The organism is Rubrivivax sp. A210 (genome assembly GCF_904426505.1).
Lineage (GTDB): Bacteria > Pseudomonadota > Gammaproteobacteria > Burkholderiales > Burkholderiaceae_C > Rubrivivax.
This window is the reverse complement of sequence record NZ_CAJGBN010000002.1, coordinates 1-13,021: the sequence shown is the minus strand read 5'-3', so window position 1 is coordinate 13,021 and position 13,021 is coordinate 1. Positions and strand designations below refer to the sequence as shown.

General features: G+C 67.5%; 15 protein-coding genes. 9 read left to right on the top strand and 6 right to left on the bottom strand.

Annotated elements, in window-relative coordinates:
* Nucleotides 1-99 precede the first annotated feature (99 nt).
* From JMV16_RS03810 to JMV16_RS03780, 7 genes are read left to right on the top strand one after another with little or no spacing between them, the layout of a single operon-like run.
* Complete coding sequence (locus JMV16_RS03810; RefSeq protein WP_201492854.1) at nucleotides 100-1,599, top strand: form I ribulose bisphosphate carboxylase large subunit; 1,500 nt, start codon at nucleotides 100-102, stop codon at nucleotides 1,597-1,599.
* 13 nt (nucleotides 1,600-1,612) lie between these two features.
* Nucleotides 1,613-2,053, top strand: a complete 441-nt coding sequence (locus JMV16_RS03805) for a ribulose bisphosphate carboxylase small subunit (RefSeq protein WP_201492853.1) — start codon at nucleotides 1,613-1,615, stop codon at nucleotides 2,051-2,053.
* A 5-nt stretch (nucleotides 2,054-2,058) separates the two neighbouring features.
* Nucleotides 2,059-3,030: a CbbX protein gene (cbbX, locus tag JMV16_RS03800; RefSeq protein ID WP_201492852.1), complete on the top strand. Its 972-nt coding sequence runs from the start codon at nucleotides 2,059-2,061 to the stop codon at nucleotides 3,028-3,030.
* Nucleotides 3,031-3,063: 33 nt separating this feature from the next.
* Complete coding sequence (locus JMV16_RS03795; RefSeq protein WP_201492851.1) at nucleotides 3,064-4,155, top strand: class 1 fructose-bisphosphatase; 1,092 nt, start codon at nucleotides 3,064-3,066, stop codon at nucleotides 4,153-4,155.
* 11 nt (nucleotides 4,156-4,166) lie between these two features.
* Complete coding sequence (locus tag JMV16_RS03790; RefSeq protein ID WP_201492850.1) at nucleotides 4,167-5,051, top strand: phosphoribulokinase; 885 nt, start codon at nucleotides 4,167-4,169, stop codon at nucleotides 5,049-5,051.
* Between the two features lie 10 nt (nucleotides 5,052-5,061).
* The gene (locus JMV16_RS03785) at nucleotides 5,062-5,805 is read left to right on the top strand and encodes an HAD-IA family hydrolase (RefSeq protein WP_201492849.1); all 744 of its coding nucleotides are present in this window, start codon (nucleotides 5,062-5,064) and stop codon (nucleotides 5,803-5,805) included.
* Nucleotides 5,802-6,416, top strand: coding sequence for a glutathione peroxidase (locus tag JMV16_RS03780; protein WP_201492848.1), 615 nt, complete (start codon nucleotides 5,802-5,804; stop codon nucleotides 6,414-6,416). Before JMV16_RS03785 ends, JMV16_RS03780 begins: the two co-directional genes overlap by 4 nt.
* A 12-nt stretch (nucleotides 6,417-6,428) precedes the next feature.
* Here JMV16_RS03780 and JMV16_RS03775 read toward each other — a convergent pair whose 3' ends face one another.
* Nucleotides 6,429-7,562: an ABC transporter substrate-binding protein gene (locus JMV16_RS03775; RefSeq protein WP_201492847.1), complete on the bottom strand. Its 1,134-nt coding sequence runs from the start codon at nucleotides 7,560-7,562 to the stop codon at nucleotides 6,429-6,431.
* Between the two features lie 18 nt (nucleotides 7,563-7,580).
* Nucleotides 7,581-7,835, bottom strand: coding sequence for an acyl-CoA-binding protein (locus JMV16_RS03770; protein WP_201492846.1), 255 nt, complete (start codon nucleotides 7,833-7,835; stop codon nucleotides 7,581-7,583).
* A 99-nt stretch (nucleotides 7,836-7,934) separates the two neighbouring features.
* Between JMV16_RS03770 and JMV16_RS03765 the strand changes: the two genes are divergently transcribed.
* Nucleotides 7,935-9,374 (top strand): wax ester/triacylglycerol synthase family O-acyltransferase, encoded by a 1,440-nt coding sequence (locus tag JMV16_RS03765; RefSeq protein WP_201492845.1) that lies wholly within the window; start codon nucleotides 7,935-7,937, stop codon nucleotides 9,372-9,374.
* A 24-nt stretch (nucleotides 9,375-9,398) separates the two neighbouring features.
* Nucleotides 9,399-9,869, top strand: a complete 471-nt coding sequence (locus tag JMV16_RS03760) for an SRPBCC family protein (RefSeq protein WP_201492844.1) — start codon at nucleotides 9,399-9,401, stop codon at nucleotides 9,867-9,869.
* A 12-nt stretch (nucleotides 9,870-9,881) separates the two neighbouring features.
* Here JMV16_RS03760 and JMV16_RS03755 read toward each other — a convergent pair whose 3' ends face one another.
* From JMV16_RS03755 to JMV16_RS03740, 4 genes are all read right to left on the bottom strand, one after another.
* Nucleotides 9,882-10,940, bottom strand: coding sequence for a chemotaxis response regulator protein-glutamate methylesterase (locus JMV16_RS03755; protein ID WP_201492843.1), 1,059 nt, complete (start codon nucleotides 10,938-10,940; stop codon nucleotides 9,882-9,884).
* A gap of 11 nt (nucleotides 10,941-10,951) precedes the next feature.
* Complete coding sequence (locus JMV16_RS03750; RefSeq protein WP_201492842.1) at nucleotides 10,952-11,455, bottom strand: chemotaxis protein CheD; 504 nt, start codon at nucleotides 11,453-11,455, stop codon at nucleotides 10,952-10,954.
* A gap of 24 nt (nucleotides 11,456-11,479) precedes the next feature.
* Entirely contained in the window at nucleotides 11,480-12,283 is an 804-nt protein-coding gene (locus JMV16_RS03745) for a CheR family methyltransferase (RefSeq protein ID WP_201492841.1), read from the bottom strand.
* A gap of 76 nt (nucleotides 12,284-12,359) precedes the next feature.
* On the bottom strand, nucleotides 12,360-13,021 hold a 662-nt coding region (locus tag JMV16_RS03740), incomplete at its 5' end, for a methyl-accepting chemotaxis protein (RefSeq protein WP_236580344.1).

Genomic DNA, 13,021 nt, shown 5'->3' with positions numbered 1-13,021 from the left:
GAAAAGAAATTCTGACTTTTACTTAATTCAAGCGCGCCCTAAATTGGCCCCACTCGCTGCCCACCCAGCGCCCACTCCGCCCTCAGCCAAGGATCGCGCATGAACCTTCCCATCGAAACCGGCCTCCAGTCGACGATCTCGACCGCCGCCACTGACATCACCGCCGATGCCAAGAAGCGCTATTCGGCCGGCGTGCTCAAGTACCGCCAGATGGGCTACTGGCAGCCCGACTACGTGCCGACCGACACCGACACCATCTGCCTGTTCCGCATCACGCCGCAGGAGGGTGTGGACCCGGTGGAGGCCGCCGCCGCGGTGGCCGGCGAAAGCAGCACCGCGACCTGGACCGTGGTCTGGACCGACCGCCTGACCGCCTGCGACAGCTACCGCGCCAAGGCCTACAAGGTGGAGGCGGTGCCGGGCCGGCCGGGCGAGTACTTCGCCTGGGTGGCCTACGACCTGATCCTGTTCGAGGAAGGCTCGATCAGCAATATGACGGCCAGCCTGATCGGCAACGTCTTCTCCTTCAAGCCGCTGAAGGCGGCGCGGCTGGAGGACATCCGCATCCCGGTGGCCTACGTCAAGACCTTCCAGGGCCCGCCCACCGGTCTGGTGGTCGAGCGCGAGCGGCTGGACAAGTTCGGCCGCCCGCTGCTGGGCGCCACCACCAAGCCCAAGCTCGGCCTCTCGGGCCGCAACTACGGCCGCGTCGTCTATGAAGGCCTCAAGGGCGGGCTGGACTTCATGAAGGACGACGAGAACATCAACTCCCAGCCCTTCATGCACTGGCGCGACCGCTTCCTCTACGTGATGGACGCGGTGAACAAGGCCAGTGCCGCCACCGGCGAGGTCAAGGGCAGCTACCTCAACATCACCGCCGGCACCATGGAGGCCATGTACGAGCGCGCCGAGTTCGCCAAGGAACTGGGCAGCGTGATCGTGATGGTCGACCTGGTGATCGGCTGGACGGCGATCCAGAGCATGGCCGTGTGGTGCCGCAAGAACGACATGCTGATGCACATGCACCGTGCCGGCCACGGCACCTACACGCGGCAGAAGAACCACGGCGTGAGCTTCCGCGTCATCGCCAAGTGGCTGCGCCTGGCCGGCTGCGACCACCTGCACACCGGCACCGCGGTGGGCAAGCTGGAAGGCGACCCGCTCACGGTGCAGGGCTACTACAACGTCTGCCGCGACAGCTATACCAAGCAGGACCTGCCGCGGGGCCTCTTCTTCGACCAGGACTGGGCCGACCTCAAGAAGGTGATGCCGGTGGCCAGCGGCGGCATCCATGCCGGCCAGATGCACCAGCTGATCGATCTCTTCGGCGACGACGTGGTGCTGCAGTTCGGTGGCGGCACCATCGGCCATCCGGCCGGCATTCAGGCCGGTGCGGTGGCCAACCGGGTGGCGCTGGAATGCATGGTCAAGGCGCGCAACGAAGGCCGCGACATCAAGAACGAGGGCCCGCAGATCCTGCAGGACGCGGCGAAGTTCTGCACGCCGCTGAAGCAGGCGCTGGAGACCTGGAAGGACGTGTCCTTCAACTACGCCAGCACCGATTCTTCCGACTACACCGCCCAGCCTTCCGTGGCCTGAGGAGACACCCACCATGATGACCAACCCCACCGGCCGCATCACCCAGGGCCAGTTCAGCTTCCTGCCCGACCTCAGCGACGCCGAGATCGCGCTGCAGGTCGAGTACGGTCTCAACAAGGGCTATGCCTGGAGCGTGGAATACACCGACGACCCGCACCCGCGCAACACCTATTGGGAGATGTACGGCATGCCCATGTTCGACCTGAAGGATGCCGCCGGCGTGCTGCTGGAACTGAACGCCTGCCGCAAGACCTTTCCCAGCCACTACATCCGCCTGATGGCCTTCGATTCGACGCGCGGCTTCGAGACCATCGTGATGAGCTTCATCGTCAACCGCCCCGCCAACGAGCCCGGCTTCGGCCTCGCGCGGCAAGAGGTGAACGGTCGCAGCCTGCGCTACACCGTGCACAGCTACGCCACCGACCGTCCCGAGACCGAGCGCTACAGCGGCTGAACGCCATGGCCTCGCCGCTCTACGCCATTCCCGGTGCCGCTTCCGGCGCCGCCGCAACCGAGCCCGCGGCGGCGGCGGTGGCAACTGCGGCAACGGCCGCCGCCCGCACCGTCAACGAGGTGCTGGCGCAGAGCCAGGTGATGGAGGTGCTGGCTGAACTGGATCGTGATCTCGTCGGCCTGGCGCCGGTGAAGCAGCGCATCCGCGACATCGCGGCGCTCCTGGTGATGGACAAGCTGCGTGCCAACCTGGGCCTGGCCGCGGCCGGGCGAACGGCGCCCAGCCTGCACATGTGCTTCAGCGGCAATCCCGGCACCGGCAAGACCACGGTGGCGCTGCGCATGGCCGAAATCCTTCACCGCCTGGGTTATGTGCGCAAGGGCCATGTGGTGAGCGTCACGCGGGATGACCTGGTGGGCCAGTACATCGGCCACACCGCGCCCAAGACCAAGGAAGTGCTCAAGAAGGCCATGGGCGGCGTGCTCTTCATCGACGAGGCCTACTACCTCTACCGGCCCGAGAACGAGCGCGACTACGGGCAGGAGGCCATCGAGATCCTGCTGCAGGTGATGGAGAACCAGCGCGACGACCTGGTGGTGATCCTGGCCGGCTACAAGGACCGCATGGACACCTTCTTCCGCAGCAACCCGGGCATGAGCAGCCGCATCGCCCACCACATCGCGTTCCCCGACTACGCCCCGGCCGAGTTGCTGCAGATCGCCGAACGCATGCTGGCCGGCATGAACTACCGCTTCGGCGACGGCACCGTCGAGGCCTTTGCCAGCTACCTGCGGCTGCGCACGCAGCAGCCGCATTTCGCCAATGCGCGCAGCGTGCGCAATGCGTTGGATCGCGCCCGCCTGCGCCAGGCCAGCCGCTTGTTCGCCGAGCCCGACCGCGTGCTGGGCGAGGCCGATCTCACCACCCTCGCGCCGGCCGACATCCTGGCCAGCCGCGTCTTCCAAGCCAACTCCTGAACCGTCACCTGGTCTGACACCCGAAAGCCCGCCATGCCCTTGTCCAACCGTCGCACGCTGACGCAGTACCTGATCGAGCAGCGCCGCCGCTTCCCCGGCGCCAGCGGCGAACTCAATGCGCTCATCCTCGATGTCTCCATCGCCTGCAAGGCGGTGGCGCGCTCGGTCGCCTTCGGCGCCCTGGGCGACCCGGCCACCCGCCACATCGCCGAGGGCGGCCTGACCAATGTGCAGGGCGAGGTGCAGAAGCCGCTGGACGTGGTGAGCAACGAGTACTTCGTGCGCACCACCGAATGGAGCGGCAACCTGGCCGGCCAGGCCTCGGAAGAGATGGACGAGGCGCGCCAGATACCGGCCCCTTACCCGCGCGGCAAATACCTGCTGGTCTTCGACCCGCTGGACGGCAGCAGCAACATCGACGTCAACGTCTCGGTGGGCAGCATCTTCTCCATCCTGCGCCTTCCCGATCATGAGCGCGAGCCGGGGCGTGATGTGGTCGAGGCCGATTTCCTGCAGCCCGGCACCCAGCAGGTGGCCGCCGGCTATGCCATCTACGGCCCCACCACCATGCTGGTGCTGAGCGTGGGCAATGGCGTGGCCGGCTTCACGCTGGAGCCCAACCTGGGCGAGTTCATGCTCACCCACCCCGAGATCCGAGTGCCCGCCGATACGCAGGAGTTCGCCATCAACAGCAGCAACAGCCGCTTCTGGGAGCCGCCGGTGAAGCGCTATGTCGACGAGTGCCTGGCCGGGCGCAGCGGCCCGCGCGGCAAGGACTTCAACATGCGCTGGATTGCCAGCCTGGTGGCCGAGGCCCACCGCATCCTGATGCGCGGCGGCGTCTTCATGTACCCGCGCGACACGAAAGACCCGGCCAAGCCCGGCCGCCTGCGCCTGCTCTACGAGGCCAACCCGATAGGCTTTCTGATGGAGCAGGCCGGCGGCCGCGCCAGCACCGGGCGCCAGCCCATGCTGGGCGTCAAGCCCACCGCACTGCACCAGCGCATAGGCCTGGTCTTCGGCAGCCGCAACGAGGTCGAGCGCATCGAGCGTTACCACCACGACACCGCCACGCGCGACAGCGGCAACCCGCTGTTCGCCGAACGCAGCCTGTTCAGGAACTGAGAGAAGCCACCATGTCCGAGAAGCACCCCATCATCGCCATCACCGGCAGCTCAGGCGCCGGCACCTCGTCGGTCACGCGCACCTTCGAGAACATCTTCCGCCGCGAGCAGATCAGCGCCGCCGTCATCGAGGGCGACAGCTTCCACCGCTGGGACCGCCTGGAGATGCGCGCCCGCCAGGCCGAGGCCGAGAAGGCGGGCGACCGCAACTTCAGCCATTTCGGGCCCGAGAACAACCTGTTTGCCGAACTCGAGAACCTGTTCCGCAACTACGGCGAGACCGGCCGCGGCCAGCGCCGCAAATACCTGCACGACCCCGTCGAGGCCAAGCCCTATGGCCAGGATCCGGGCACTTTCACGCCCTGGGAAGAACTCTCGGGCGACACCGACCTGCTGTTCTACGAGGGCCTGCATGGCGCCGTCCACACCGAAGCGGTGAACGTGGCGCGCTACCCCGACCTGCTGATTGGCGTGGTGCCGGTGATCAATCTCGAATGGATACAGAAGCTCTGGCGCGACAAGCATGTGCGCGGCTATTCGGCCGAGGCGGTGACCGACACCATCCTGCGCCGCATGCCCGACTACGTTCACTACATCGTGCCGCAGTTCGCCCACACCCACGTCAACTTCCAGCGCGTGCCCATCGTGGACACCAGCAACCCCTTCATCGCACGCGACATCCCGCAGCCCGACGAGAGCCTGTGCGTGATCCGCTTTGCCCAGCCCAAGGGCATCGACTTTCCCTATCTGCTGAGCATGATCCACGACTCCTTCATGTCGCGCGCCAACACCATCGTGGTGCCGGGCGGCAAGATGGAACTGGCGATGCAGCTCATCTTCACGCCCTTCATCTGGCGCATGATGGAGCGGCGCAAGCGCGCGCTCGGCGCGCTCTGATGTGGGGGCCTTGCGCGCGCTGATCTGGGACGTCGACGGCACCGTTGCCGAGACCGAGGCCGAGGGCCACCTGCCGGCCTTCAACGAGGCCTTCGCGGCCCTGGGCCTGCCCTGGCGCTGGAGCGCGGGCCACTACGGCCGCCTGCTGCATGTGACGGGCGGCCGCGAGCGCCTGCTGCACGACATGGCCGCTCGTGCCGACGCCCCGCCGCCGGCCGAGCGCGCCGCGCTGGCGGCCGAGCTGCACAAGCGCAAGAACGCCCTCTATGCCGAACGGGTGGCCCGCGGCGCCATTGCGGCGCGGCCCGGCGTGCTGCGGCTGATGGACGAATGCACGCGCGCCGGCGTGATGCTGGCCATCGCCACGACCACCAGCGCCAACAACGCCGAAGCGCTCTTCGCGCGCCTGCTGGGCCCGGCCTGGCGGGGGCGCTTCGCCGCCGTGGCCTGCGGCGAGGATGCCGCGGCGAAGAAGCCCGACCCCCTGGTCTATAGACTGGTGCTGCAGCGCCTGGACCTGATGCCGGACGAGGCCTTCGCCATCGAGGATTCACCCGTCGGCCTGGCGGCGGCGCGCGGTGCCGGCATCGAATGCGGCATCACGGCCAGCGTCTTCTTTGCCGATGCGTGCTTCGACGGCGCGGCCTGGGTGCGGGCCGACCTGGAGACGCCCGCGCCCATGACCCTGCACGGCCTGCGCCAGGGCGGCTCTGTCAAGATCGGGCCATCACCAGCTCCCGCGAGCCGCCCATGAAACCGTCCTTTGTCTCCCGCCTGCGCGGCCCGATCTCGGGCCTGTCGGCCGCGTTGGTTCTTGCCGCGCCTGCCGCGCTCGTCACCAACCCGGCCCGGGCCCAGTCTTCGCCCGTGCCCGCTGCCGCCTGCCCGGCGCTGCTGCAGCACAGCTTTCCGCGCCTGCAGGACGAGAAGCCGCAGTCGCTGTGCCAGTACAAAGGCAAGGTGCTGCTGGTGGTCAATACCGCCAGCTACTGCGGCTTCACGCCGCAGTACGAGGGACTGGAGGCGCTGCACGCCAAGTACGCCAGCCAGGGCTTGGTGGTGTTGGGATTCCCGTCCAATGACTTCGGCGAGCAGGAGCCGGGCGACGCCAAACAGATCGCCGACTTCTGTTTCAACACTTACGGCGTGAAATTTCCGATGTTCGCCAAGACGGTGGTCAAGGGCAAGGACATGAACCCCTTCTACGCCCAGCTGGCCAAGGCCACCGGCAAGGCACCGGGCTGGAACTTCCACAAGTATTTGATCGACCGCCAGGGCCAGCCCGTGGGCCAGTTCGCCAGCATCGTGGCGCCCGGCAGTTCGACACTGGTGTCGGCCATCGAGAAGTCGCTGGCGGCCAGGTGAGCCGCCTGGTGCTCAGCGCCTGACTTTGCCGTCGCCGGAGAGCATCGACAGTTCGGCAAAGCTCGAGCCGCGGTGGTTGCGCGGGCTGAAGCTGACCGGGAAGCCGCCGGTGTCCCAGCGCTGCAGGGTCTCGAGCCCGCTGATCAGGCTTTCGCGCGTCGGGTTGTTGCCGGCGCGGCGCAGGCCTTCGGCGAAGACCTTGGCGCAGACATAGCCTTCCATGGCCGAGTAGTTGGGCCTTGCGTCGCCGCCGGCCTGCGCCACCGCCTCCAGGTATTCGCGCGAGATCGCCGTCGTGGTGCTGAACGGGAAGGGCATGACCTGGCTCACCACCACGCCCAGCGCCTCCTTGCCCAGTTCATCGGCCAGGGCCTGGGTGCCGACGAAGGAGACGTTGTAGAAGGTGCCGCCGTAGCCGGCCAGTCGGGCGGCGCGGATGAAGGCAGCGCAGCTCTTGTAGGCACTGATCTGCACCACGGCATCGGGCCTGAGTGGAACTATGGCCTGCACCGCCTTGGCCACGTCCACGCTGTTGCGCTCGACCAGGCCCACCGCGGCCGGTTCGAGCTGGCGTGCCTTGAGCGCGCGCACCACGCCGTCGAGCCCGGCCTGGCCATAGCTGTCGTTCTGGCGGAAGACGGCGATGCGCTTCAAGCCCAGTGCAGTGAGCTGGCGCACGATCAGCTCGGTCTCGTCGTAGTAGCTGGCGCGCACATGAAAGGCCTGGCGGCTGAAGGGCTCGCGCAGCGCCTCAGCGCCGGTGAAGGGCCCGAAGAAGGGCACGGCGGCTGCATTCGCCAGCGGCAGTGCCGCCAGCGCGGTGGGCGTGCCGACATAGCCGAAAAGCGCGAACACGCTGTCCTTGTTGATCAAGGCCTCGGTATTGGCTTTGCAGCGATCAGGCTCGTAGCCGTCGTCCAGCACGCGCAACTGCACCGTGCGGCCGGCGACGCCGCCGTCGGCATTGAGGCGGTCAAAGAAGAGCTGGGCGCCGCGGTTCATCTGCAGCCCCAACTGTGCCGCCGGGCCGCTGAGCGCGCAGGACTGGCCCAGCACGATGCGGCGCTCGGACTGCGCCAGCGCGGGCAAGGCCAGCGCGGCGGCACTGCCGCCGGCGATCAGGCTGAGGGCTTTTCTGCGGTGCATGGGCTGGGGTGAATCGCTTTACTGGAGGGACTCGATCAGGGCTACGTAGTCCTGCATGGCTTCATCGGCAGTTTTGCCCTTGATTGCAGCCCAGGCGTCGTACTTGGCGCGGCCCACCATGTCGGTGAAACCAGGCCGCTTGCCTTCGACATCGCCCGCCGAAGCCTGTTTGTAGAGGGCGTAGATCTTCAGCAGCGTCATGTTGTCCGGCTTCTCGGGCAATTGCTTGCTGGCGGCAACGGCGGCTTCGAAGGCGGCTTTCAGGTCGGCCATGGCGGGGTTCTCCGTGGGTGAAAATCTGAGTTGACGGGGGGGATGTTACCCAGCATCGTGCCCGCTTCCGCGGGCCGCGCCTGCGCAGGAGTTACAGCGATGGCAGAGGCCCCCGAGCGCATGTCCCGCGTCGATACGGCGTGGCTGCGCATGGACAACGACGTCAACCTGATGATGATCGTCGGTGTCTGGCTGCTCACTCCCGCTGTCACATTGACCGCGCTGCGCGAACGCATCGCCGACAAGCTGCTCAAGTACGAACGCTTCCGCCAGAAGGCGGTGGCCGACGCGATGGGCGCGCACTGGGTGGCCGATGCCGATTTCGACATCGCGCGTCACGTCGTTGCCGCCCGCCTGGCGCCGCGCAAGGGCGAAGCCGAGCGCCAGGCCCTGCAGCGCCTGTGCGGCGCACTCGCCACCACGGCGCTCGATCCCGCGCGGCCGCTGTGGCAGTTCCACCTCATCGAGAGCTACGAGGGCGGCAGCGCCATCATCGCCCGCATCCACCACTGCATCGGCGACGGCATTGCGCTGATCTCGGTGATGCTGTCCATCACCGACGGCGGCGCCGACCCGCCCAAGCGGCGCCGCAAGACGCCGCCGGCCGATGCTGGTGACGGCGACTGGTTGTCGGACGCCGTGCTCAAGCCGCTCACCGATCTGGCCGTCAAGGCCGCGGCCATGTATGGCGGCGGTGTCGCCAAGTCGGTGGAGATGCTGTCGCACCCGCGCCAGCCGCTGCTGGGCTCGGTGGACATGGCCCGAAGCGGCCTCAAGGTCGTCAACGATGTTGCGGCGATGGCGCTGATGTCCGACGACTCGCCGACCCTGCTCAAGGGCAAGCCGGTCGGGCGAAAGCGCGTGGCCTGGAGCGAGCCGATGGCGCTGGAGCAGGTCAAGACCATAGGCAAGGCGCTGAACTGCTCGATCAACGACGTGCTGCTGGCCTGCGTGGCCGGCGCCATCGGCCACTGGCTGCAGGCCCAGGGCCAGGACCCGGCGGGCAAGGAGATCCGCGCCATGGTGCCGGTGAACCTGCGCCCGCTGGACAAGGCCTGGCAGCTCGGCAACCGCTTCGGCCTGGCGCCGCTGGTGCTGCCCATCGGCATCGCCAACCCGGTGGAACGCGTCTACGCGGTGCACCGGCGCATGGACGAGTTGAAGGGCAGCTACCAGCCGTTGCTGGCCTTTGCCATCCTCTCGATCACCGGCCTCTTCATCAAGCCGGTGCAGGACATGATCCTGGGGCTGTTCGCCAAGAAGACCACCGCGGTGATGACCAATGTGCCGGGCCCGGCGCAGCCGCTCAAGTTCTGCGGCTCCACACTGCGCCAGACCATGTTCTGGGTGCCGGCCAGCGGCGGCATCGGCGTCGGCGTCAGCATCCTCAGCTACGGCGGCGGTGTGCAGTTCGGCCTCATCACCGACGAGGCGCTGTGCGCCGAACCGCAGGCCATCGTCGACCTGTTCGAGCCGGAATTCGACAAGCTGCTCTACCTGGCGCTGATGCTGCCCTGGGCCGGGCAATCCGACAGCTGATTCCAACAAGCAAGGAGACAAGCCATGACCGTCACCGTCGAGATCGACCTCGGCTACGAATTCACCGTCAAGGCGCCGCTGGCGGAGGTCTTCGACCTCGTGTCCGACGTGCCCACTTCGGTGAGCCATTTCCCCAAGGTACACAAGCTCAGCGACCTGGGCGAAGGCGTCTACCGCTGGGAGATGGAGAAGGTGGGCACGGCCCAGGTCAACATCCAGACCATCTATGCCAGCAAGTACGTGTCCGACCGCAAGAAGGGCACGGTGGTCTGGACCCCGGTCAAGGGCGAGGGCAATGCCCAGGTGGGCGGCAGCTGGAAAGTCAGCGCCGCCAAGAAAGGCACCAAGCTGGAGTTCAAGGTGAGCGGCACGGTCGACGTGCCCCTGCCCGGCCTGATGCGCGTGGTGGTGGCCCCGGTGGTGAGTGGCGAGTTCGAGAAGCTGGTCGAAAAATACATCGACAACCTGATCCAGAAGTTCGGCGGCGAGGTCTGACCCCGCCGGGGCTCAGGTTCCGAAGTTCAGGATCTCGCGGGCGATGGCGCCCAGCGGCACTTCGCGTTCGACGCCGCCGCGCTTCATGGCCTCCTTGGGCATGCCATAGACGACGCAGCTGTCCTCGTTCTGGCCCAGGGTGCGGGCTCCGGCCTTGCGCATCTCGGCCAGGCCCACGGCGCCGTCGTCGCCCATGCCGGTCATGATGACGCCCAGGGCATTGGCACCGGCGCACTTGGCCACCGAGCGGAACAGAACGTCCACCGACGGCCGGTGGCGGTTGACCAGCGGCCCGTTCATGATCTCCACCGAATACTGCGCGCCACTGCGCCGCAGCAGCATGTGGGCGCCGCCGGGGGCGATGATGGCGCGGCCGGGCACGACGCGGTCATTGGTCTTGCCCTCGCGCACCTCGATCTCGCACAGGCTGTTCAGGCGGTTGGCAAACTCGGCGGTGAACTTCTCGGGCATGTGCTGCACGATGACGATGCCGGGGCAGACGCGCGGCAGCCGCGTCAGCACCGCTTCCAGCGCCTGCGTGCCGCCGGTGGAGGTGCCCAGGGCGACCACGCGCTCGGTGGTCTGCAGCATGGCGCCGCCGTGGCGGTCGGGCGCGGCCTGCAGGATGACGTCGGCGGTGTTCTTCTCCACCACCTGCAGCTTGCGCACATTGGCGCGTGCGGCGGCCTTGATGGCCGAGGCCAGGTCTTCGGTGGCGTCCTGCAAGAACTGCTTGAGCCCGATCTTGGGCTTGGTGATCACCGCCACCGCACCTGCGGCCAGCGCTGCCATCGAGGTCTGCGTGCCCTTCTCGGTGAGAGTGGAGCAGATGATCACCGGCGTCGGCCGCTCGGCCATGATCTTCTTGAGAAAGGTGATGCCGTCCATGCGCGGCATCTCGATGTCGAGCACGATCACGTCGGGCCAGGCCAGGGCCATGCGCGACATCGCCAGGATGGGGTCGGCGACGGCGGCGACGATCTCGATGTCGGCGTCGTGGGCCAGCATGCCGGCCACCACCTGGCGCACGACGGCCGAATCGTCCACGACCATCACCTTGATGCGTGCCATGGCGTTTTCCTCTAGGTTTGACGGTCTTGCAGCGTCGGCGTGACCTGCTGCAGCCAGACATCGCCGCTGGCGATGTCGAAGATGACCTGGCGGTGGCCGTCGCCGAACAGGCTTTCAGAGACCACCGGGATGCCCAGCAGGCGCAGCAGTTCGCGCGCCGCCTCGCCATTGCGCTGGCCCACGCTCATCGCGCTGGACATCTTGAAGCCCGGAAACATGTTGCCGCCGCCGAAGATCTTGGCCTGGCATTGCGAATGCGGCACGCGGGCGCGACGCAGGTCGCGCAGCACCAGTTGCAGCGCCTCGTCGCCGTAGCGGCCGTCGAGTTCGCCGCCGGGCGCGCGGCTGCCGCGCGTGGGCAGCAGAAAGTGCGACATGCCGCCCACGCGTGCCAGCGGATGCCACAGCGTGATCGAGACGCAGGAGCCCAGCATGGTGCGGATGCGGTAGCCGGCATCGGCCACGAAGAGGTCGCCCGGCTGAAGGAAGACGTCGATCTGCTCATTGGCGGACATGGGGGCCCCGTGCCGGCACAGACATCATGACGGTCGGCGGTAGATGGAAGGCGCCACTTGCTCGAGCCGGTGGCCGAGGTTGTTGAGCGTCTCGGAGTGCCCGACGCAGAAGTGGCCGCCCGGCTTGAGCACCGAGCTGACACGTTGCACCACGCTGCGCTTGGTGTCGTCGTTGAAGTAGATCATGACGTTGCGCAACAGCACGAAGTCGAAGCTGCCGATCTCCGGCAGCGCCTCGTTCAGGTTGAGCTGCCCGAAGCGCACGCGGCGGCGCAGCTCGGGCACGATCAGCAGGCGCCCGGCGTAGTCGCCCTCGCCCTTGAGGCAGTAGCGGCGCAGGAATTCGCTGGGCACATGGCGGGCGCGCTCCATCGAGTACAGCGCCCTTGTGGCCTGCTGCAGCACATGGGTGCTGATGTCGGTACCCAGGATCTCCCACGGCCCGCCTTCCAGGCAGTCGGCCAGCACCATGGCCACGCTGTAGGCCTCTTCGCCGCTCGAGCTGGCAGCGCTCCAGACGCGGAAGTTGCTGCCGCGCTGGCGCGCCAGCAGCGCCTGCTGGCGCAGGAAGTCGAAGTGCTTGGTCTCGCGGAAGAAGTAGGTCTCGTTGGTGGTCAGCAGGTCCACCGCGGCCTGCACCTCGTCGGGGTGCTGGCCCGAGGCCAGCATCTGGAAGTAGTCGCCGAAGCTCTCAAGCTGGTGGGCGGTGAGCCGTTTGCCGAGCCGGCCGCTCACCAGGGCTTGCTTGGCCGACGACAGCGTGATGCCGGCTTGCTCGAAGATGAACTGCTGGAAGCGGGCGAACTCGGTGTCGGTGATGGGCCTCATGGAACTGCACGCCCGGTTTGCGGAGGGCGGCCCGTGCCCGGGTGGGCGCCGGCCGCCGGCCGCGAGAGCGCCTTCTTCAGAACTTGGTGAACTGCGATTCGTCGATCGATGCCGCGGTGGCCACATTCAGCCCGGGCTTGCCGCCAGCCGGCTTGGCCGCGCCTCCCTTGGCCGCCGAGGCCTTGGCCGCGGTGACCGCGCGGCGTGCCACGAAGCCCGGCCGGTCGCCGTGCGCCGCGTTCTCGAGCTTGAAGAAGGACATCGTGTGCTGCAGCTGCTCGGCCTGGCCGCTCATCTCTTCTGAGGTGGCTGCCAGTTCCTCGGAACTGGAGGCGTTCTGCTGCGTCGTCTGGTTGAGCTGGCTCACCGCCGAGTTGATCTGGCCCACGCCCGAGGACTGCTCGCTGGACGCGGCCGAAATCTCCTGCACCAGGTCGGAGGTCTTGCGGATCGCCGGCACCATCTGCTCGAGCAGCTTGCCGGCCTTCTCGGCCAGGTCGACGCTGCTGCCGGCCACTTCGCCGATCTCCTGCGCCGCGACCTGGCTGCGTTCGGCCAGCTTGCGCACCTCGGCGGCCACCACCGCAAAGCCCTTGCCGTGTTCGCCAGCGCGCGCCGCTTCGATGGCCGCGTTCAGCGCCAGCAGATTGGTCTGCGCGGCGATGTCGTCGATGATGCTGATCTTCTTGGCGATCTGCTTCATCGCCGCCACGGTGGCATTCACCGATTCGCCGCCCT

What these genes read in the sequence shown, in the direction of transcription:
- JMV16_RS03770 (WP_201492846.1), bottom strand. Translation starts at nt 7,835, where the DNA reads ATGGCCGACCTGAAAGCCGCCTTCGAAGCCGCCGTTGCCGCCAGCAAG.
- JMV16_RS03755 (WP_201492843.1), bottom strand. Translation starts at nt 10,940, where the DNA reads ATGGCACGCATCAAGGTGATGGTCGTGGACGATTCGGCCGTCGTGCGC.
- JMV16_RS03790 (WP_201492850.1), top strand. Translation starts at nt 4,167, where the DNA reads ATGTCCGAGAAGCACCCCATCATCGCCATCACCGGCAGCTCAGGCGCC.
- JMV16_RS03745 (WP_201492841.1), bottom strand. Translation starts at nt 12,283, where the DNA reads ATGAGGCCCATCACCGACACCGAGTTCGCCCGCTTCCAGCAGTTCATC.
- JMV16_RS03775 (WP_201492847.1), bottom strand. Translation starts at nt 7,562, where the DNA reads ATGCACCGCAGAAAAGCCCTCAGCCTGATCGCCGGCGGCAGTGCCGCC.
- JMV16_RS03780 (WP_201492848.1), top strand. Translation starts at nt 5,802, where the DNA reads ATGAAACCGTCCTTTGTCTCCCGCCTGCGCGGCCCGATCTCGGGCCTG.
- JMV16_RS03765 (WP_201492845.1), top strand. Translation starts at nt 7,935, where the DNA reads ATGGCAGAGGCCCCCGAGCGCATGTCCCGCGTCGATACGGCGTGGCTG.
- JMV16_RS03810 (WP_201492854.1), top strand. Translation starts at nt 100, where the DNA reads ATGAACCTTCCCATCGAAACCGGCCTCCAGTCGACGATCTCGACCGCC.
- JMV16_RS03805 (WP_201492853.1), top strand. Translation starts at nt 1,613, where the DNA reads ATGATGACCAACCCCACCGGCCGCATCACCCAGGGCCAGTTCAGCTTC.
- JMV16_RS03795 (WP_201492851.1), top strand. Translation starts at nt 3,064, where the DNA reads ATGCCCTTGTCCAACCGTCGCACGCTGACGCAGTACCTGATCGAGCAG.
- JMV16_RS03760 (WP_201492844.1), top strand. Translation starts at nt 9,399, where the DNA reads ATGACCGTCACCGTCGAGATCGACCTCGGCTACGAATTCACCGTCAAG.
- JMV16_RS03750 (WP_201492842.1), bottom strand. Translation starts at nt 11,455, where the DNA reads ATGTCCGCCAATGAGCAGATCGACGTCTTCCTTCAGCCGGGCGACCTC.
- cbbX (WP_201492852.1), top strand. Translation starts at nt 2,059, where the DNA reads ATGGCCTCGCCGCTCTACGCCATTCCCGGTGCCGCTTCCGGCGCCGCC.